This window comes from Borreliella kurtenbachii, assembly GCF_030437945.2.
Lineage (GTDB): Bacteria > Spirochaetota > Spirochaetia > Borreliales > Borreliaceae > Borreliella > Borreliella carolinensis.
The window spans coordinates 298,379-316,837 of record NZ_CP124058.1 but is presented as its reverse complement, the minus strand read 5'-3'; the positions used below and the strand labels follow the sequence as shown (position 1 = coordinate 316,837).

The 18,459-nt window shown below is 30.0% G+C and carries 20 protein-coding genes; all 20 read left to right on the top strand.

What is annotated here, in order from left to right:
* Positions 1–176: 176 nt before the first annotated feature.
* The 20 genes from QIA22_RS02095 to fliG are packed head-to-tail and all read left to right on the top strand — an operon-like array spanning position 177 to position 18,453.
* On the top strand, positions 177–935 hold the full coding sequence (locus tag QIA22_RS02095) for a hypothetical protein (RefSeq protein WP_301611512.1): 759 nt from the start codon (positions 177–179) through the stop codon (positions 933–935).
* 30 nt (positions 936–965) lie between these two features.
* Positions 966–2,042 (top strand): hypothetical protein, encoded by a 1,077-nt coding sequence (locus QIA22_RS02090; RefSeq protein WP_301611511.1) that lies wholly within the window; start codon positions 966–968, stop codon positions 2,040–2,042.
* The gene (locus tag QIA22_RS02085; RefSeq protein WP_301611510.1) at positions 2,039–2,875 is read left to right on the top strand and encodes a hypothetical protein; all 837 of its coding nucleotides are present in this window, start codon (positions 2,039–2,041) and stop codon (positions 2,873–2,875) included. Before QIA22_RS02090 ends, QIA22_RS02085 begins: the two co-directional genes overlap by 4 nt.
* A complete protein-coding gene (gene rsmH, locus QIA22_RS02080) occupies positions 2,868–3,758 on the top strand; it encodes a 16S rRNA (cytosine(1402)-N(4))-methyltransferase RsmH (RefSeq protein WP_301611509.1) in 891 nt (296 codons plus the stop codon). Before QIA22_RS02085 ends, rsmH begins: the two co-directional genes overlap by 8 nt.
* Entirely contained in the window at positions 3,755–4,036 is a 282-nt protein-coding gene (locus QIA22_RS02075; protein WP_301611508.1) for a hypothetical protein, read from the top strand. The genes rsmH and QIA22_RS02075 overlap by 4 nt, the downstream gene beginning before the upstream one ends.
* 22 nt (positions 4,037–4,058) lie before the next feature.
* Entirely contained in the window at positions 4,059–5,450 is a 1,392-nt protein-coding gene (locus QIA22_RS02070; protein WP_301611507.1) for a UDP-N-acetylmuramoyl-tripeptide--D-alanyl-D-alanine ligase, read from the top strand.
* A gap of 17 nt (positions 5,451–5,467) precedes the next feature.
* Complete coding sequence (gene mraY, locus QIA22_RS02065; RefSeq protein ID WP_301611506.1) at positions 5,468–6,523, top strand: phospho-N-acetylmuramoyl-pentapeptide-transferase; 1,056 nt, start codon at positions 5,468–5,470, stop codon at positions 6,521–6,523.
* Positions 6,524–6,529: 6 nt separating this feature from the next.
* Entirely contained in the window at positions 6,530–7,624 is a 1,095-nt protein-coding gene (gene ftsW / locus QIA22_RS02060; protein WP_301611505.1) for a putative lipid II flippase FtsW, read from the top strand.
* A gap of 35 nt (positions 7,625–7,659) precedes the next feature.
* Entirely contained in the window at positions 7,660–8,403 is a 744-nt protein-coding gene (locus QIA22_RS02055) for a cell division protein FtsQ/DivIB (RefSeq protein ID WP_301611504.1), read from the top strand.
* Positions 8,403–9,644 (top strand): cell division protein FtsA, encoded by a 1,242-nt coding sequence (gene ftsA, locus QIA22_RS02050; protein WP_301611503.1) that lies wholly within the window; start codon positions 8,403–8,405, stop codon positions 9,642–9,644. Before QIA22_RS02055 ends, ftsA begins: the two co-directional genes overlap by 1 nt.
* Positions 9,645–9,665: 21 nt before the next feature.
* The gene (gene ftsZ, locus QIA22_RS02045; protein WP_301611502.1) at positions 9,666–10,865 is read left to right on the top strand and encodes a cell division protein FtsZ; all 1,200 of its coding nucleotides are present in this window, start codon (positions 9,666–9,668) and stop codon (positions 10,863–10,865) included.
* Positions 10,866–11,558 carry a tetratricopeptide repeat protein gene (locus tag QIA22_RS02040; RefSeq protein ID WP_301611501.1) on the top strand — a complete coding sequence of 231 codons (693 nt, stop codon included), beginning with the start codon at positions 10,866–10,868 and terminating at the stop codon, positions 11,556–11,558.
* A gap of 9 nt (positions 11,559–11,567) precedes the next feature.
* On the top strand, positions 11,568–12,512 hold the full coding sequence (gene dprA, locus QIA22_RS02035) for a DNA-processing protein DprA (protein ID WP_301611500.1): 945 nt from the start codon (positions 11,568–11,570) through the stop codon (positions 12,510–12,512).
* Between the two features lie 8 nt (positions 12,513–12,520).
* Positions 12,521–13,069: an ATP-dependent protease subunit HslV gene (gene hslV / locus QIA22_RS02030; protein WP_301611499.1), complete on the top strand. Its 549-nt coding sequence runs from the start codon at positions 12,521–12,523 to the stop codon at positions 13,067–13,069.
* A complete protein-coding gene (gene hslU, locus QIA22_RS02025; RefSeq protein ID WP_301341460.1) occupies positions 13,062–14,408 on the top strand; it encodes an HslU--HslV peptidase ATPase subunit in 1,347 nt (448 codons plus the stop codon). Before hslV ends, hslU begins: the two co-directional genes overlap by 8 nt.
* A 33-nt stretch (positions 14,409–14,441) precedes the next feature.
* Positions 14,442–14,849 (top strand): flagellar basal body rod protein FlgB, encoded by a 408-nt coding sequence (gene flgB, locus QIA22_RS02020; RefSeq protein WP_014023538.1) that lies wholly within the window; start codon positions 14,442–14,444, stop codon positions 14,847–14,849.
* Between the two features lie 23 nt (positions 14,850–14,872).
* On the top strand, positions 14,873–15,331 hold the full coding sequence (flgC, locus tag QIA22_RS02015; protein WP_184107401.1) for a flagellar basal body rod protein FlgC: 459 nt from the start codon (positions 14,873–14,875) through the stop codon (positions 15,329–15,331).
* A gap of 12 nt (positions 15,332–15,343) precedes the next feature.
* Positions 15,344–15,679 (top strand): flagellar hook-basal body complex protein FliE, encoded by a 336-nt coding sequence (fliE, locus tag QIA22_RS02010; protein WP_301611498.1) that lies wholly within the window; start codon positions 15,344–15,346, stop codon positions 15,677–15,679.
* Positions 15,680–15,693: 14 nt separating this feature from the next.
* The gene (gene fliF / locus QIA22_RS02005) at positions 15,694–17,403 is read left to right on the top strand and encodes a flagellar basal-body MS-ring/collar protein FliF (protein ID WP_301611497.1); all 1,710 of its coding nucleotides are present in this window, start codon (positions 15,694–15,696) and stop codon (positions 17,401–17,403) included.
* Positions 17,404–17,418: 15 nt separating this feature from the next.
* Entirely contained in the window at positions 17,419–18,453 is a 1,035-nt protein-coding gene (gene fliG, locus QIA22_RS02000) for a flagellar motor switch protein FliG (RefSeq protein ID WP_002556889.1), read from the top strand.
* The last annotated feature ends 6 nt before the right edge of the window (positions 18,454–18,459 follow it).

Sequence of the window (18,459 nt, the reverse complement as noted above, 5' to 3'; positions counted from 1 at the left end):
AAAATTTTACATAATTTATTATAAGCATTTTAATGTTTTGTTTATTCGCAGAGTGAATGTTTCAAGGGTGTTTTTTATAAATTTATAACTTGTTAAAATATTTAATATGTTTTTTGCTAAAATCAATATATTGAATAACTGATAAATCACCTTTGTATGAGTTTAGGCAGGTGTTTATGGATTTAATTGATAATGAAAATTATAAAAAAATAGTATATATTAATAATCTTATTTTAAGGACTTTAAATGATATAGCAGCTATAAAAGAGGCTGGCGAATTTACATCAAATGCTAAACTTTCATTTAATCTTGTTGATTTCAATTTAAATGTTTTAAGTTATATTTCTTCTTTAAATTATTTTTATACTAGGCCTAGATTGAAAGTAAATTATTCTATAAAAAAAATTTTGTCTGGATTGATTTCTGATTTTAGTTTAGTTATTAGTCCTGCTCTTAGCATTACTCCAAGGGAGTTAATTGAAATGCCCCAGGCTCTTAATTTAAATCCCGAAGAGAGGTTTTTAATTGTTAAAAAACTGGGCTATTTAATTGATTTGGCTAAAATTTTTAGCAAAAAAGATTCTAAAACTCTTGTTTTTCTTGAGGATATGTATCTCAAATTTATTGTTTTTTCTAAAAATATTATTGATTTTAGAGATTTTTCTAAGAATTTAAAACTTGAGAGTCCTTATTATAAATTTCAATTTGAACACCTTGTTAAAGTGTTGGAGCTTTTAGAAGAAGGAGCTTTTATTTTAAGGGGCAAATATGAGATTAGTGGATCTCATGAATTTGGACTACATTCTCTTGCGTATCTTGAAGCTGGAAGAGCGTTGGCTACTATAGCCTCTCAAAAAGAAGCTGCTGAAAAATTTTCAAGGTTTCATGGAGTTTGGTCTTCAAAGTTTAGTTCAGATTTAGTTAAAGTAAAATAGATAAATTAAGGTGGGGGAAAAGTAGTTATATTGAGTTTTAATGTAGAAGAGGGCACTATTAAGATCAAAAAATTAAAATTTTTTTTGATCTTAAGTTTGTTTTTATTATTTATAATTTTGATTGATTTTTTTGTAAGAGCTACTATGAATGTATCTAATTTTTATGATTTTAAGAATTTTGAAAATAAATCTGATTGTAGAAATATAAATTTAAGCAAGAATGTTTTTGTATCAAATAAGGTTTTAAGTCTTAATTTCAAGGAATCTTGTTATTCTCTTTTAAGTGATAACTTAATAAGCTACTCAGACTATTATTATGTGCTTTTTAATTCTGGCGAGGATTATTCTGTTTTTTCTGTTAAAAACAATAAATTTTTATTTACACTCAAGTTAAAGGATTTTGTTTTTGCAATAAATAATTTAATTTTTACTTTAAACAATTTACATAAAACTTTAGAGGTTTATGATTCTAGTGGGAATAATATACTAATGCTCAATTTTTTATCTTCAATTTTAAGCGTGGACTACAATAATGAAGTTTTGGTTTTGGGGCTTTCTAATGGCGAGATTCATATATACAAACAAGGTAAAATAATTTATATGGAAAATTTTTTAGAGAGAAAATTTTCAACATGTTTTGTTAAATTAAGCTCTGATAATAAATATTTGGTTTCACTAAAAGGTAATTCTGAGTATTTTTTAGAAATAATTGATTTAGAGAATAATTATAAAAAAATTTTAGAATTAAACAATTTAACTATTAATAGTTTTGAGACTTTTATAAAAATAGATGATTATCATAATTTATTTATTGAAGGCAAAAATTCACTTGTGGTGATAAATATTAAAAGTGGTAGAATATTTAAAGTTGAAAATAAAAATTCTATTTTAAGAGCGTCCTATGATTATTTTCAAAATGTGTATAGAGTGTATTTTTATTCTGAGAGTGAAAAAATTATTAATATAAAAACTTATTCTGCAAATTCTTTTAAATTGTTTGATAATATTTTTATTAAAGATGAAATAAGCTCTTTTGTTGAATTTGGAAAGGGACTTTTGTATTTTAATAGTAATAATGATTTAAAATACTTGGGATTGGCGCAGTGATTTTAACCATTTTTATATTTTTCTTTAATATTTTGGATTTATATCCATTTTTGGAATTTAGAAATGATGAAAAGTTTGCTTTAGTTAAAGATTTTGGTGTGCTAGATAATAATAAATTAAATATTGGAGTAAGGTTAAGGCCCTTGGAAAAGGCCGTATCTGTTTTTTCCAATAATTATAAAATTTTATATTCAAAAAATAGTTTAAATAGGGATGGTAGTATTTTAATCATTTTTGATAATGATTTAAATTTGAATTTAGAGGTTTTTGGGGGGTTTTTTTATAAGCTTGGAAAGATTTTTTTAAAAGATGAAAAGAGCGTTATTGATTTAGTAGTTAATGATTCTGGTGCTAAAAAGATTATCAATCCTTTGTTTGTTATCAAAAATTGGAACAATGTAGTTGCTGAGACAGTTTATACTTTAGGCGGGGTTTTTTTAAAGGGAAAGGGTGATGATGAAAGATTGGAATTATCAAAAAACATAAATTTAAATGTCGATTCTGGCCAATATAGTCTTTTGTTATATTTTCATACTCAAAAAGCAGAATCTTTTGAAAATTCTCTTAAAGGAATTTATTATTTTGAAGCTATTTTGAATAATAAAAACATTCTTCGTTCAGATTTTCAAAATATTTTTTTGATTAATAATACACATACTTTAGCTCAAGAGAAAAATTATGGATTAGATATTTTAAATATTAAAAAAGATGGGGGATGCCTTAAGATAAATGATCTTAATTTTATTAAGGGCAAAAATGAGCTTAAAATAAAATATGGTGATGTTTATGGAAATGAAAAAAAAATAATTTATAGGTTTAAATTAAATGAATAATAATGCTTTTCATTTTCCAGTACTTCTTGATGCAATTTGTAAGCTTATAGAAGATTTGCCCGTAAAAGGTGATTTAATATACATTGATTCTACTCTTGGAGAAGGTGTTCATGCAAAAGCAATTCTTGAGAAATATGACTTTTTAAGTTTGGTTGGAATTGAAAGAGATCCTCAAATTTTAGAAAGAGCAAAGCAGTTTCTTCTTGTTTTTAAAGAGAGAATTACATATTTTAATGATTGGTTTGATAATTTTTTTGTCAATTATCCTTTAAATGTTAAAGCCAATTTTATTTTAGTTGATCTTGGTATTTCTATGTTTCATTACAAGGGCAGTAAAAAAGGATTTTCTTTTCTTGAAGATGAACCTTTGGATATGAGACTTTGTTCTTCTTCTTGCAAAATTAGTGCAGCCGAGATTGTAAACACTTTTAGTAAATATGACCTTGAAGCTTTGATTTATAATTTAAGCAATGAACATTATTCTAGAAGAATTTCTAAAGCTATTGTAGAATATAGAAAAATTAAAAAAATACAAACCACAAAAGAGCTACAATCCATAATAAGCAAAGTTTATCCTTTTTCAAAAGTTAAAATAAATCCAGCTACAAAAACTTTTCAAGCGTTAAGAATTTATGTAAATGATGAGCTTGCTAGGCTTAAAAGGAGTTTGCCTTTTTGGGTAGAAAATTTAGCCAAAGATGGAATTTTAGCTATTATTACGTTTCATTCAATAGAGGATCGTATTGTAAAAGATTTTTTTAGAAGTTTGAACTGCGATTTGTATGCTAAGATTTCAAAAAAGCCTATCATCCCAAGTTTTGATGAGATTAAAAAAAACAAACCCTCAAGGAGCGCAAAACTTAGAGTTGTAAAAAAATTATGAATAGCATAAGTAAGATTGAATTTGAGATTTATTGTATTTTAATTTTGATATTAACAGTTATATTATGTTTTAATATTTACTTAAATTTCAGATATGTTGTAAAGCTTAGAGAATTTAACCACTTAGACAATGAACAGGAAAATATTATTGATGATAATTTAAGATTGCTGACAATAATATATGAACTTGAAAATATTGATAGAATAGAGAGTTTTTGTTTTGGAGAATTAGATTTGGAAAAAAAAGCTAATGAAGATATAAATATTTTTGTTGAGTAAAAGATTTTAGAATGAGGTTTGAATGCGTATAAAGATTAAGGATATTTTAATCTCTTCTAAAGATGTGAAATTTGTGGGGAATATAAAAAATATTGAAAGAGTAGTGTCTTTTTACTCCTTAGATAGTCGCGAAATAAAGGATGATAATATCAGTGGCAGTCTTTATTTTGCATATAAGGGAAATAAAGTAGATGGATTTTCTTTTGTTAAATATTTAATTGATTTGGGTGTTAAATGTTTTGTATGTTCAAGAGATCATGAATCCGAGTGTGTTAAATATTTAAATGACAATGAAGGGTTAGTTTTTTTGCTTACAAGTAATGTAATAAAACTTCTTCAAACTTTAGCATCGTGTTTAATTGAAAAAACAAGTTTTAAAAGAATTGCTATTACAGGTAGCAATGGTAAAACTACAACCAAAGAGATGCTTTATAGCATACTTTCAAAAAAATATAAAACTTACAAAACTTGGGGTAATTTAAATTCCGACATTGGGCTTCCTCTTAGTATTTTAAGGGTAGAAGGCAATGAAGAATATGCTGTTTTTGAAGTTGGAGTTAGTTATGTTGGAGAAATGGATCTTTTATCTCAAATTTTAAAACCAGAAATTGTTATTATTACGAATATAAGCTATGCACATATGCAAGCCTTCAAGGAGTTGCAAGCTATTGCTTTTGAAAAGAGTAAAATAATTGGCAAAAACATTGAAATCTTTGTTGCAAATGAAATGAATGATTATTGTGTTTATCTTGAAAACAGAGCAAAAAACGCAAATCCAAATGTTAAAATCGTTTATTTTGATTTTGAAAATCTTAGTATTAAATCATTTTCTTTTTTAGAAGGAAAATTTTCTTTTGATTTTGTTTACAAAGGGTTTGAATACTCTATTTTATTGCTAGGTCGGCATAATATTTTTAATGCAATAGGATGCATTAATTTAGCTTTATTTTTAGGAATGAAAGAAAAAGAAATAAGAGAGGGTCTTATTGAAACTGCTTTTCAAAAGGGTAGGGCAGAAATTTTGACAAAAAATGGATATTTGATTTTAAATGATTCTTATAATGGTAATATGGGTTCTTTTATGGCCTTAAAAAATATGATTTTGGATCTTAATATCCAAAACAAAAAATTTATAGTTCTTGGATCTTTTAAAGAGCTTGGAGAATTTGCATACAAAACGCACAAAGATTTAATTCAAGAGGCTATTTCAATGAATTTTGATAGAATTTTTCTAATAGGTGAAGAATTTTTGGACGTTAGGGATTCTGAGAATTTAGTTGAAAAGTGTTTATATTACTTTAGCGAGTTTGATAAATTTATTGAATTTTTTTTAAAAAGCTTGGAACCTTCAGTTTTTATTGTCATTAAGGGGTCAAGGTTTAATAGGCTTGAGAGAATTTTAAATTATATTTAGATGATAATGGGGTTTTTATGTTTTACCTTTTAGGTTTGCGTTTACTCAAATATATTACCTTTAGAATGGCTTATGCTACAATTTTTGCATTTTTACTTTCTTTGATTGTGGGCCCTTATATTATTTTAAGGTTAAAAAAATTAAGAGCCGATCAGATTTTAAGAGAAGATGGACCTAAAAGACATTTGAGTGAAAAAGCAGGAATTCCTACCATGGGGGGCATTCTTATTTTTTTTTGTGTTTTTATCTCTTTAGCATTTTGGAGCAATATTTTAAATGTTTATTTTTTGATTATGGTTTTTGTTATGCTTGGGTTTGCTTTTTTAGGCTTTATAGATGATTTTTTGAAAATTAAAAAGAAAACCTCAGATGGACTTAAAGCTCGATTTAAGATTTATGGGCAAATAATATTTTCTTTTTTTTCTGTTTGCATTCTATATTATTTTGGTGGTGAGCATGTTAGTATAATCTACTTTCCTTTTATTAAGTCTTTTCAAATAGATTTAGGGGTATTTTACATTCCTTTTGGCATGTTTATTTTAATTTCTGCTTCTAATTCTTTTAATTTAACAGATGGGCTTGATGGTCTTGCAATTGGGTTGAGCATAGTTATAACAGGAGCTCTAATAATAGTTGCTTATCTTACAAGCAGAGCTGATTTTGCAGCTTATTTGCATATTCCAAATATTAAAGGTTCTGAAGAGCTTGTAATATTTCTTGGGGCATTGCTTGGGGGTAGTTTTGGATTTTTATGGTTTAATGCCTATCCTGCTAAAATTATGATGGGAGATACGGGTAGTTTGGCTCTGGGTGCCATTCTTGGAATGGCAGCTTTGATTTTAAAAAGTGAAATACTTTTTTCAATTCTTGCGGGTGTTTTTATTATTGAAACCATGTCTGTAATTATTCAAGTCCTTGTTTACAAAAAGACTAAAAAAAGAGTATTTAAAATGGCCCCACTTCACCATCATTTTGAAGAACTTGGATGGTCTGAAATGCAAGTTGTTATTAGGTTTTGGATAATAGGGTTAATATTTGCTATAATTGCTTTAAGCACGATAAAAATCAGATAATTTATTATGATTGTAGAGATAAATTCACTTAGAACATGCTATTTACTTGTTTTGCTACTGTTAGTAGCCTATGGCCTTGTAGTTTTTTATACTTCTTCCTTTTTCTTAAGCTTAGAATTGACAGGTAATCCAAATTTTTTATTTTTTACAAGACTTAATTATCTTTTTTTAAGTTTTATAGCTTTTCTTGTTTTTGAGAGAATTTCTTTAAATTTTTTGAAAAAATCAATATTTCCTGTATTGATTATAACTCTTTTTTTAATTATGGCAACTTTTTTGTCTCCAAGTATTTCTGGAGCAAAGAGATGGATATTCTTTCAAGGTGTTAGTATTCAACCTTCTGAGATTTTTAAAATTTCTTTTACTATTTATCTTTCGGCTTATTTGAGTAAGTTTGATCCAAGAAAAAACAGTGGTATTTCATACTGGATAAAGCCAATGTTGATTTTTGCAATTTTCTGGGTGTTAATAATTTTGCAAAACGATTATTCAACAGCTATTTATTTTGCCATTCTTTTTTTTATTGTTTTGTTTGTTTCTAATATGGCATTTAGTTATGTTTTTGCTATTGTGATTACTTTTTTGCCAGTTTCTGCTATATTTTTGATGCTTGAGCCTTATAGGGTTTCTAGAATTTTTGCCTTTCTTAATCCTTACGACGATCCTTCTGGAAAAGGTTACCAGATAATAGCATCTCTTAATGCTTTAAAAAGTGGAGGAATTTTAGGTAAGGGACTGGGAATGGGAGAGGTAAAACTTGGAAAATTGCCAGAGGCCAATTCGGATTTTATTTTTTCAGTTCTTGGAGAAGAATTGGGATTTTTAGGTGTTTTGTTTGCCATAAGCTTATTTTTTTTGTTTTTTTACTTTGGTTATTTTATAGCTATTCATTCTAATAGTAAGTTTAAATTTTTTATTGCATTTATTTCAAGTCTTGCAATTTTTCTTCAAAGCATAATGAATATTTTAATTGCAATTGGTCTTTTGCCTCCCACCGGGATAAATTTACCGTTTTTTTCGTCTGGAGGATCTTCTATTATTGTTACTATGGCGCTCTCTGGCCTTATTTCAAATGTTTCAAAAAACTTAAGTAATAATTGATTGGATTTTTCTAGTAGCGTAAATTGAGTTAGGTTATGATTTTTGAGAGAAAATTTTTAATTAAGTATATATATTTCTTGACGTCTTTAATTTTTTTTGAAATAATAATTATTATTTTTGCGTCTCCTTATTTTTTGATTAGGTATATTAGTATCAATAATGATATTTCTCTTTCCAAAGAGGATATAATCAAGATTTCAGGAATCAAGCCCAATACATATTATCATAACGCTAATGTTAGAATATATGAGGAGAATCTTAAAAAAGATTTAAGGGTAAAAAATGTTAAGGTTGATCTTAAGTTTCCCAATAAAATCAATATCAAAATAGAGAAAAGAATACCCGTTGCTGTTGCTTTAGAAAACGCAAATGGTAATGTTACTTATTATTGTATTGCATCAGATGGTGTAATTTTGGAAAAAAGTAAGCATTTAATTTATGATTTACCTATAATTAGCGGATTAGTTTTAAGTGACAATAATGTAGGAGATTTTCTAGAGGATAGAATGCTTAATGTTGTAAGAGGCCTTGATTATCTTAAAATAAATCAAAAATATTTGTATAATTTAATATCAGAGGTCAATTTTTTAAAATTGAATTTCTATGATTATAATGTAATTTTGTATATTAAAAGTATATATAATAAAATATTGATAACAGTTGATATGGATTTAATGGATGTGATGCATAAAGTATTTCTTGCGGTTAATGTACTTAAAGGAAAACCCGGCGTTATAGATTTAAGAAGTGGTGATATCATTTTGTTAGGAGAAGGTTAGTGTCTAGGAATTTGATAGTAGGTTTAGATGTTGGGACTTCAAAAATTTGTACTGTTGTTGCTGAGGTAAATTTAAATGATCAATTAGAAATTGTTGGAATAGGCACTAGCATATCAAGAGGAGTTAGGAAGGGAGTTTTAATAAATATTGAAGCGGCTCTTGATTCAATATCTAATTCTATTGAGGCTGCAGAGCTTATATCAGGATGTGACATTACGTCACTTTCAGTTTCTATGTCTGGAAGTAGTGTTGAGGGAACCAATTCACGCGGTGTTGTTGCAATAAATTCAAGAACAAGGGAGATTAACGAAGAAGATGTTGAAAGAGTAATTGAAGCAGCAAAGGCAATTGTTATTCCAATGGATAGAGAAATTCTTCATGTTATTCCTCAAGAATTTATTGTAGATGGAATACCCCATATAAAAAACCCAATAGACATGATGGGTATTCGTCTTGAAGGAGAAGTGCACATTATTACGGGTTCTAGCTCTTCTAGTCAAAATTTAGTCAGATGCGTAAATCGAGCTGGCTTTGCCGTTGATGAGGTTGTTCTTGGAAGCCTAGCTTCATCTTATGCAACTCTTTCTAAAGAAGAGCGCGAGATGGGTGTTTTGTTTATTGATATGGGCAAGGGGACAACAGATATTATTCTTTATATTGATGGTTCTCCTTATTATACAGGCGTAATTCCTATTGGTGTTAATAGAGTGACTCTTGATATTGCTCAAGTTTGGAAGGTTCCTGAGGATGTTGCTGAAAATATTAAAATAACAGCTGGCCTTGCTCATCCGTCTATTCTTGAGAGTCAAATGGAAACTGTAATTATTCCAAATCTTGGAACTCGACCTCCTCAAGAGAAAAGTAGAAAAGAGTTGTCTGTAATAATTAATTCAAGACTAAGAGAAATTTTTGAAATGATGAGAGCGGAAATACTTAAGCGCGGACTTTATAATAAAATTAATGGTGGGATAGTTTTAACAGGCGGAGGAGCTTTATTCCCAGGTATTTCTAATTTAATAGAAGAGGTATTTAATTATCCTGCAAGAATAGGTTTACCAATGAGTATTAATGGAATTGGAGAAGAGCATATAGATCCTAAGTTTTCTTCAGCTCTTGGTCTTGTTCTTTATAAGCACGAGCAACAAAAATTCAATAAATTAAAGAAGGTAAGCAGTAAAGTTAAAAGAAAAAATAAAATATCTTCAAAGTTGAAAGGTTGGTTTTTGAAAGAATGGTTTTGACCAATCATGGAGGAAGTGTTAATGAAAGATTATAATATGATTGATAGCCATACAAGAAGATTTGATTCTACTACAAATCCTACAATTCTTAAGGTGATTGGTGCAGGCGGAGGAGGTAGTAATGCTGTTAATCGTATGATTGAATATGGGGTAAGAGACGTTGAATTTATTGTGGCCAATACTGATCTTCAGGCACTCCAAACTTCTATTGCTCCCATAAAAATTGCTCTTGGAGCAAAAGTTACAGCAGGACTTGGTGCTGGGGGAAAGCCTGAGATTGGGCAAGCTGCAGCAGAGGAAGACATAGATGTTATACGCAACCATCTTTCTGGTGCCGATATGGTGTTTATTACTGCTGGTATGGGAGGTGGGACAGGAACCGGAGCGGCTCCAGTTATTGCGCAAGTTGCAAAAGAGCTTGGTATTTTAACAGTTGGAGTTGTAACAAAGCCTTTTAAGTTTGAAGGTCCTAAAAAGCTGAGACTTGCTGAGCAAGGAATAAATAACCTAAGGAAGTCTGTAGATACATTAATTATTATTCCAAATCAAAAGCTTTTAACTGTTGTTGACAAAAGGACCACCATTAAAGATGCTTTTAAGCGTGCAGATGATGTTCTTAGAATGGGTGTTCAAGGCATTGCGGGGCTTATTATTGAGCATGGAGAGGTTAATATTGATTTTGCTGATGTTAAAAGTATTATGCAAGGTCAAGGCGATGCTTTAATGGGAATAGGATATGGCAAAGGCGAAAACAGAGCTGTTGATGCTGCAACTTCTGCTATTAGTAATCCATTACTTGAAGAAGTTCGTATTGAAGGGTCTAAAGGACTTCTTGTTAATGTTACAGGTGGAGATGATTTTTCATTGCTTGAACTTGAAGAAATTATGGGAATAATCACGGTTAGTGTTGATGATGAGGCTACTGTAATATATGGTCATGCCATTAATTCAAATCTTGAAGATGAGATTTACGTTACAGTTGTTGCTACAGGTTTTGCATCTAAAAAGCAAAAAGAAATTTCAAGTGTACCAGAAAATAATACTCTAAGCTCTAAAGAGTTTGATACTTTAATGTCAGGCAATCAAAATATTCCTTCTGGATCTTATGAGCAACAAGATTCTTCTTTTGCGGCAAAATCCAAAAATGTTAATTATTTTGATGATGACATTGATGTTCCAACATTTCTTAGAAATTTAAATAAAAAAAGTAGCGATGATTAGATGAAAATTTTGTCGTTAATAATTTTTGTTAATTTATTTTTATCTTGTGGCAATGAGTCTAAAGAAAAATCAAATCTTGGGCTTAGATTAAGAGAATTGGAAATTTCAGGCGGTGGATCTGAATCTAAGATTGAAGTTTATAAAGAATTTATTGAAAAAGAAGATAAAAATATTTTAAAGATAGTTAATTCTATCGATAAGAAAGCCAGATTTTTTAATTTAATTGGTCTTGAATTTTTTAAGCTTGGTCAGTACGGACCTGCTATTGAATATTTTGCTAAAAATTTAGAAATCAATCCTAATAATTATTTATCTCACTTTTACATAGGTGTTGCTTCTTATAATTTAGCTAAAAATTTAAGAGTAAAGGATGAAGTTGAAAAATACATAATTCTTGCTGAAAATTCTTTTTTAAAATCACTTTCAATTAGAGATGATTTTAAAGATTCTCTTTTTGCCATTTCTAATATGTATGTATATGATCTTGACAAACAACTTGAAGCTAAAAATTATTTAAACAAACTTGATGATATGGGTGAGGACTATTTTGAGTTTTTCATGTTAAGGGGTGCAAATTATTATTCGCTAGGTGATCTTGGTAATGCTATATTGTTTTATAATAAAGCTAGTAAAAAGGCTTCAACTGAGGAGCAAAAAGAAAGTGTTTCTAGGATCATGAGTAATTTGAAGTAATTATTTATGATGAAATTGCTTTATATTGATAATTTGAAATTTTTAAAAGGCAAAGAAAAATTAAAACTTTTTAATAGTTTTGATTTTAATGATGTTATTAAATTGACCCAAAGGGATATTGAGTCTTATCTTCTAAAATCATTTAGAAGATTGTTTAAATTGCCCGATTTAAAATTAGTAGAATTGCAAGAAAAAGTTATTCAAAGGACAAAGGCCAAAGTTGTTATTTTAGGGTCTAAGTTTTATCCTAATAAGCTTAAAAGAATTTATGACCCTCCTTTTGCGATTTATTACAAGGGTAATTTGCCAAATTATTCTTCATTGTCTTGGGCTGTTGTTGGTTCTAGAAAAATTAGTAAAACTCTTGCTGAGAAAACAAGAGAATTTTCTTCACATCTTGCAAAAAATGGCGTTGAGATTGTTTCTGGATTTGCAGTTGGGGCTGATATTGAGGCTCATATAGCAGCAATAAATGAGAATAAGAGGACATTTGCCGTTATTCCAACAGATATTGATAATATTTATCCTAAGCAAAATCGAAAATATGTTTTCAAGCTTTTAGAACAAGGTGGAGGAATAATTACTGAGACTTTGCCATTTGATAAAATTCAAAATTATTTTTTTGCTAAAAGAAATAGATTGGTTTCAGGCCTCTCAGATGCTATTTTTATAACTTATGCGCCTTTAAAATCAGGAGCTTTAATTACGGCCGAACTTGGTCTTGACTTGGGACTTGACATTTATGTTTATGATTTAGATTTTTGTGGTGATGGAGCTGTAAAATTGCATGATTTTGGCGCTCAAGAGATAAAAACCGTTAAGGATCTTTATGCTTTATTAAATATTAAATATGTAGATTCCAATAATATTGAAGATAATTCTAAAGAATGTTGTGATTATAAAAATGTATCTGATGTTCTTATTGGAGAGCTTTTAAAAGAGATATATAAATAGGGGGTAATATGGGCTTTAAAGGAACCACAGTTATTGCAATAAAAAAAAATGGTAAGACTGTGGTGGCAGCAGATGGACAAGTAACTTTTGGACATACTGTTTTAAAGAGTAATGCTATTAAAATACGAAAATTGCTTAATGGGAAAATTTTGGCAGGATTTGCAGGGTCAACATCCGATGCAATTACTCTTTTTGAAAAATTTGAAGAAAAAATTAAGGCAAAAGGCGATGGTTTGATTGACATTAAAAGGGCAGCTGTTGAGCTTGCAAAAGATTGGCGTTCTGACAAAATACTTCATAAGCTTGAGGCTATGATGCTTGTTGCTGATTCTAACAATATTCTTTTGATTTCTGGCACTGGTGATGTTGTTGAGCCTGAAGAGGATGTTATTTCAATTGGCAGTGGTGGCAATTATGCATATTCAGCGGCTCTTGCTTACATGGAGAACAAAAAATTAAGTGCTTTTGAGGTTGCGCTTAGATCTTTGAAAATAGCAGCAAGAGTGTGTATATATACTAATTCTAACATTGTGCTTGAGGAGATTGAAAATGAATAAATTAGAAGAGCACCATATAGTTCCTAAAGATGTAGTTGCAGAACTTGATAAATATATAATAGGTCAAGACGAAGCTAAAAAATTAGTATCAATTGCTCTTGTTAATAGATATATAAGGTCTAGACTTCCAAAAGAAATAAAAGATGAGGTAATGCCTAAAAACATTATTATGATTGGGTCAACTGGCATTGGAAAGACCGAGATTGCAAGAAGACTTTCTAAATTAATCAAAGCTCCTTTTATTAAAGTTGAAGCTACAAAATACACTGAGGTTGGTTATGTTGGTCGTGATGTTGAATCTATGGTTAGGGATTTAATGGGCATTGCAGTTAATATGGTAAAAGAAGAGATGTATAGCACCGTAAGAGATGATGCTTTAGTAAGAACAGAGGAGAGAATAGTTGAGAGTCTTTTTAAAGGATCTGGCAATTCTGAGAATATGGATCCAAATGAAATAAAGGCAGAAGAAAAGGTAAAAGAGAAACTTAGAAAAAAGCTTAGAGCAGGCGAGCTTGATAATACTACTATTGAAATACAAATTTCTAGTAAAATGCCATTTTCCACAATAGAAATATTTACGGGCGGTAATTTTGAAGAGATCGATATGGGAATTGGTGGTTTGCTGGGTAATATATTTGATAGAAAAAAGAAAAGAGAATTGAAGATTAAAAAGGCAAAAGAGATAATATTAGCAGAAGAGCTTGAGAAATTGGTTGATCACGAAAACATTTCAGATATTGCAAAATCTAAAGTTGAAAATATGGGAATTATTTTTATTGATGAGATCGACAAAATAGCTGCTAAGAATAGGAGTGGTAATGATGTGTCCAGAGAAGGTGTTCAAAGAGATATTTTGCCAATTATTGAAGGTTCTAAAGTTAATACAAAATATGGAATAGTTGATACTTCTCATATTTTATTTATTGCAGCAGGAGCATTTAATTTGGCCAAACCCTCTGATTTAATACCCGAGCTTCAAGGAAGATTTCCAATTAAGGTTGAACTTAAGAGCCTAAGCATAGACGATTTGAAAAAAATTTTAAAACAAACAAAAAATTCTTTAATAAAACAATATGTTGCTATGTTTAAGGTTTATAACTTAGATTTAAAGTTTAGCGAAGAGGCTATAGATAGAATTGCAGAACTTACTTTTAATATGAATCTTGAAAATGAAAACCTTGGTGCCAGAAGACTTCATGGTGTAATGGAAAGAGTGCTTGCAGATCTTTTTTTTGAAGTGCCTGGTAGTAAGTTGAAAAAATTTGAAATAAACTTGGACTATGTTAATAAAAAAATACAAATTAGCGAACAAAAAGATTTAAATTATTATATAATTTAGTTAAAAGCAATTTTAAACAGAGGGGGTTTTAATTTGAATGATTTTGAAAGGTCTTTAGATTTCTCACATAGGTATTTAGATGTTCTAAGTTTAAGACAAAGCGTCATTTCTGATAATATAGCAAATGTAGATACTCCAAATTTTAAAAGAAGCAAAATTTCTTTTGAGTCAGAGTTTGAAAAGGCTTTTTTAAATAAAGATAAAAATGATCTAAGCTTAATTAAATCTAGTGACAAGCACTTGTCTGGGTTTAAAAATTTAAAGTATTCAGATGTCAAGCCCCACAGAGTTCTTGACCATTTTTCAACTATGAATAATAATGGCAATAATGTTGATATTGATTCTGAGATTAAGGCACTTGTGCAAAATCAAATGATGTATCATCTTATGACCAATGTTCAAGCGCATTATTTTAAAAGTATAAATATTGTATTAAAATAAATTAATATCTTAAGGAATGTAAAATGGGATTATTTTCAAGCATTAATGTAGCTTCAACGGGATTAACTGCACAAAGGTTGAGGATTGATGTTATTTCTAATAACATTGCAAATGTTTCTACTTCTAGAACCCCTGATGGTGGGCCTTATAGAAGGCAAAGGATTATTTTTGCACCAAGGGTTAATAATCCTTATTGGAAAGGGCCTTTTATTCCAGATTATCTTGATAATGGCATTGGTCAAGGAGTTAGGGTTGCTAGCATTGAAAAAGACAAATCTCCATTAAAGTTAAAATATGATCCCACTCATCCCGATTCAATAAGTTCTGGGGATAAGAAAGGTTATGTGGAGCTTCCCAATGTTAATTTAGTTGAAGAAATGGTAGATATGATTTCAGCTTCTCGCGCTTATGAGGCAAATTCTACTGTCATCAATAGTAGTAAATCTATGTTTAGAAGTGCATTAGCTATACTTCAAGGCTAAAAGGAGAGATTATTGGTGAGAACAGATGCTTTTTTTAAAGAGAATAATGTCAATTTGGTTAAAAAAAGTCCTTTGCATTTTGATATAAATCTTTTTAGTTCTAAAAGTAATGCCAAAGACAATGATATTAAAACTTTTAAGGATGTTTTAATAAATTCGATTACAGATGTCAACAAAAGCCAATTAAATGTTTCTGAAGTTACAGAACAAGCTATTCTTAGACCTAGTAGCATTGATGTTCATGACGTTGTAATAGCAATGTCTAGAGCGAATATGAATTTAAGCATTTTAAAGGCTGTTGTTGAGAGAGGTGTGAAGGCTTATCAAGATATAATCAATATTCGTTAAGGAGCCATAAGATTTTGAGCAATTTTTTTACTAAATTTTTTGTTTCAGCAAAAGGAGTCTTCAAAAAAGCTAGTACAGTTCAGAAAGTAGCCTTAGGATTGATTATTTTTTTTGTGATTCTTGCGCTTGTTTTTTTAATAGGGTTTTCTACTAAAAGACAAAGTATTGCTCTTTTTGGAGTTGAAATTAAAGATCAATATCTCTTAGACAGGATATCGCAAAGACTTGACAGAGAAAATGTTAAGTATTTTTTGAGTTCTGATGGAAGAATTTATTTAGATGATGAAAAGCTTGCAAAAAAAATGAGAGCAATTCTTGTCAGAGAAGAGCTTGTACCTGTTCATATGGATCCATGGGCTTTATTTGATATTGATAGGTGGACTATTACTGATTTTGAAAGAAGTATTAATCTTAGAAGATCTATTACAAGGGCGGTTGAACAACATATTGTAGCTTTAGATGACGTTGATGCTGTTAGCGTGAATCTTGTTATGCCTGAAAAAGCCCTTTTTAAAGAGTCTCAAGAGCCCGTTAAGGCATCTGTTAGAATTACCCCAAGGCCTGGTTCGGATATTATTACCAATAGAAAAAAAGTTGAAGGACTTGTTAAGCTTATTCAGTATGCCATTGAGGGTCTTGAATCTGATAATATTGCTATTGTTGATAATAGTGGAACAATTTTAAATGATTTTTCTAATTTAGATGGAATAGATAGAATAGACTTAGCAGAAAAAGAACGTAAGTTAAAGCTTAAGTATGAAGCTATGCTTAGAGGTGAAATAGATTCTGCATTAAGCAAGGTTTTGTCAGTTGATAGATTTATGATAGCAAGAGTAAATGTAAAACTTGATACCTCAAAAGAAACCACAGAGTCTAAAGAGTATGCTCCTATTGAGCTTCAATCTCAAGATCCAAAAGCGTCTTATAATACCAGAAAAGTAAGCGATTCAACTATTATTTCTTCTCAGACTCAAAAAAAAGAGTATCAGGGTCAAGGATATAGTCCTTGGGGACCTCCTGGGCAGGAAGGCAATACACCTCCTGAATATCAGGATTTAAGTGATATTACTGGCAAATATAATGAGTCGCAAGAGATCAAAAATGTTGCTTTGAATGAAAAAAAATCTACAAGCGAAAAAGAGCCTGCTAGGATTGTAGGTGTTTCTCTTGGTATTTTCGTGGATGGTATTTGGAATTTTGTGTATGATGAGAAGGGAGATTTCGTAATAGAAAATGGAATGAGAAAAAGAGAATATAAGCCTATGGCATTAGAAGAAATAAAAAATATTGAAGATGTTTTGCAAAGTTCTTTTGAATATAAGCCAGAAAGAGGCGATTCAATAACGGTTAGAAATATATCTTTTGATCGTATGAATGAATTTAGAAAAATAGATGAAAATTATTTTGCAAGTGAAAGGTTTAAATATTTTTTATTTATTGCAAGCATAGTATTTTCATTATTAATTTTAGTATTTACGATATTTTTTGCTATTTCTAGAGAACTTGAAAGACGAAGACGTCTTAGAGAAGAAGAATTGGCAAAGCAAGCACATTTAAGACGTCAACAAGCCTTAATGGATGGTGGTGATGATATTGGCGTTGACGATGTTGTTGGTGGGATTAGAGAAGGCGATGAGCTTCAAAGCAATGCTGAGCTTTTGGCCAGAGAAAAGCCAGAAGATGTTGCTAAGCTTATAAGAACATGGCTTTTGAAAAACGCTTAAAAGGTAGTAATTGATATGGAAGAAAAGAAAGAAAAGGAGATTCTGGATGTTTCTGCTTTAACAGGTAAGCAAAAGGCCGCTATTTTGTTGGTTTCAATAGGTTCTGAAATCTCTTCTAAAGTGTTTAAGTATCTTTCTCAAGAAGAGATAGAGTCTTTAACATTTGAGATAGCAAAGCTTGAGACAATTACTTCTGAGCTTAAGGATAATGTTCTTTTGGAGTTTAAAGAATTAATGATGGCTCAAGAATTTATTCAAAAGGGTGGAATTGATTATGCAAGAGAGCTTCTTGAAAAATCTCTTGGAACTCAAAAAGCAGTTGATATTATTAATAATTTGGGTTCCGCTTTACAGTCTAGACCTTTTGAATTTGTAAGAAGAGCAGATCCTGCAAATATTTTAAACTTTATTCAACAAGAACATCCCCAAACAATTGCTTTAATCCTTTCATATCTTGATCCTCAAAAGGCCTCTTTTATTCTCTCTAGTTTGCCCACAGAGGTACAGACCAATGTTGCAAGAAGAATTGCATTGATGGATAGAACTTCTCCTGAGGTTGTAAGAGAGGTTGAGAGAGTTCTTGAGAAAAAACTGGCTTCTCTTTCTTCAGAAGATTATACATCAGCAGGAGGAGTTGACAATGTTGTTGAGATAATTAATATGGCTGATAGAAAGACGGAAAAGTTTATTATTGAATCTCTTGAAGAAGAAGATCCAGAGCTTGCCGAAGAGATTAAGAAGAAGATGTTTGTATTTGAGGATATAGTTTTGCTTGATGACAGATCTATACAAAGGGTTTTAAGAGAAATAGATGGTCAAGAGCTGGCAAAAGCATTAAAATCTGTAGATATTCCTGTCCAAGAAAAAATTTTCAAAAACATGTCAAAAAGAGCAGCTTCAATGCTTAAGGAGGACATGGAATTTTTGGGACCTACTAGGCGAAAGGATGTTGAGGAATCGCAGCAAAAAATTGTTTCTCTTATTAGAAAATTAGAAGAACAGGGAGAAATAGTTATTTCAAGGGGTGGTGAAGAAGATGTGCTTGTCTGATAAAGG

Coding starts and splice junctions, on each gene's coding strand:
- QIA22_RS02095 (WP_301611512.1), top strand. CDS start 177: ATGGATTTAATTGATAATGAAAATTATAAAAAAATAGTATATATTAAT.
- rsmH (WP_301611509.1), top strand. CDS start 2,868: ATGAATAATAATGCTTTTCATTTTCCAGTACTTCTTGATGCAATTTGT.
- QIA22_RS02075 (WP_301611508.1), top strand. CDS start 3,755: ATGAATAGCATAAGTAAGATTGAATTTGAGATTTATTGTATTTTAATT.
- QIA22_RS02070 (WP_301611507.1), top strand. CDS start 4,059: ATGCGTATAAAGATTAAGGATATTTTAATCTCTTCTAAAGATGTGAAA.
- mraY (WP_301611506.1), top strand. CDS start 5,468: ATGTTTTACCTTTTAGGTTTGCGTTTACTCAAATATATTACCTTTAGA.
- ftsW (WP_301611505.1), top strand. CDS start 6,530: ATGATTGTAGAGATAAATTCACTTAGAACATGCTATTTACTTGTTTTG.
- QIA22_RS02055 (WP_301611504.1), top strand. CDS start 7,660: ATGATTTTTGAGAGAAAATTTTTAATTAAGTATATATATTTCTTGACG.
- ftsZ (WP_301611502.1), top strand. CDS start 9,666: ATGAAAGATTATAATATGATTGATAGCCATACAAGAAGATTTGATTCT.
- QIA22_RS02040 (WP_301611501.1), top strand. CDS start 10,866: ATGAAAATTTTGTCGTTAATAATTTTTGTTAATTTATTTTTATCTTGT.
- dprA (WP_301611500.1), top strand. CDS start 11,568: ATGAAATTGCTTTATATTGATAATTTGAAATTTTTAAAAGGCAAAGAA.
- hslV (WP_301611499.1), top strand. CDS start 12,521: ATGGGCTTTAAAGGAACCACAGTTATTGCAATAAAAAAAAATGGTAAG.
- hslU (WP_301341460.1), top strand. CDS start 13,062: ATGAATAAATTAGAAGAGCACCATATAGTTCCTAAAGATGTAGTTGCA.
- flgC (WP_184107401.1), top strand. CDS start 14,873: ATGGGATTATTTTCAAGCATTAATGTAGCTTCAACGGGATTAACTGCA.
- fliG (WP_002556889.1), top strand. CDS start 17,419: ATGGAAGAAAAGAAAGAAAAGGAGATTCTGGATGTTTCTGCTTTAACA.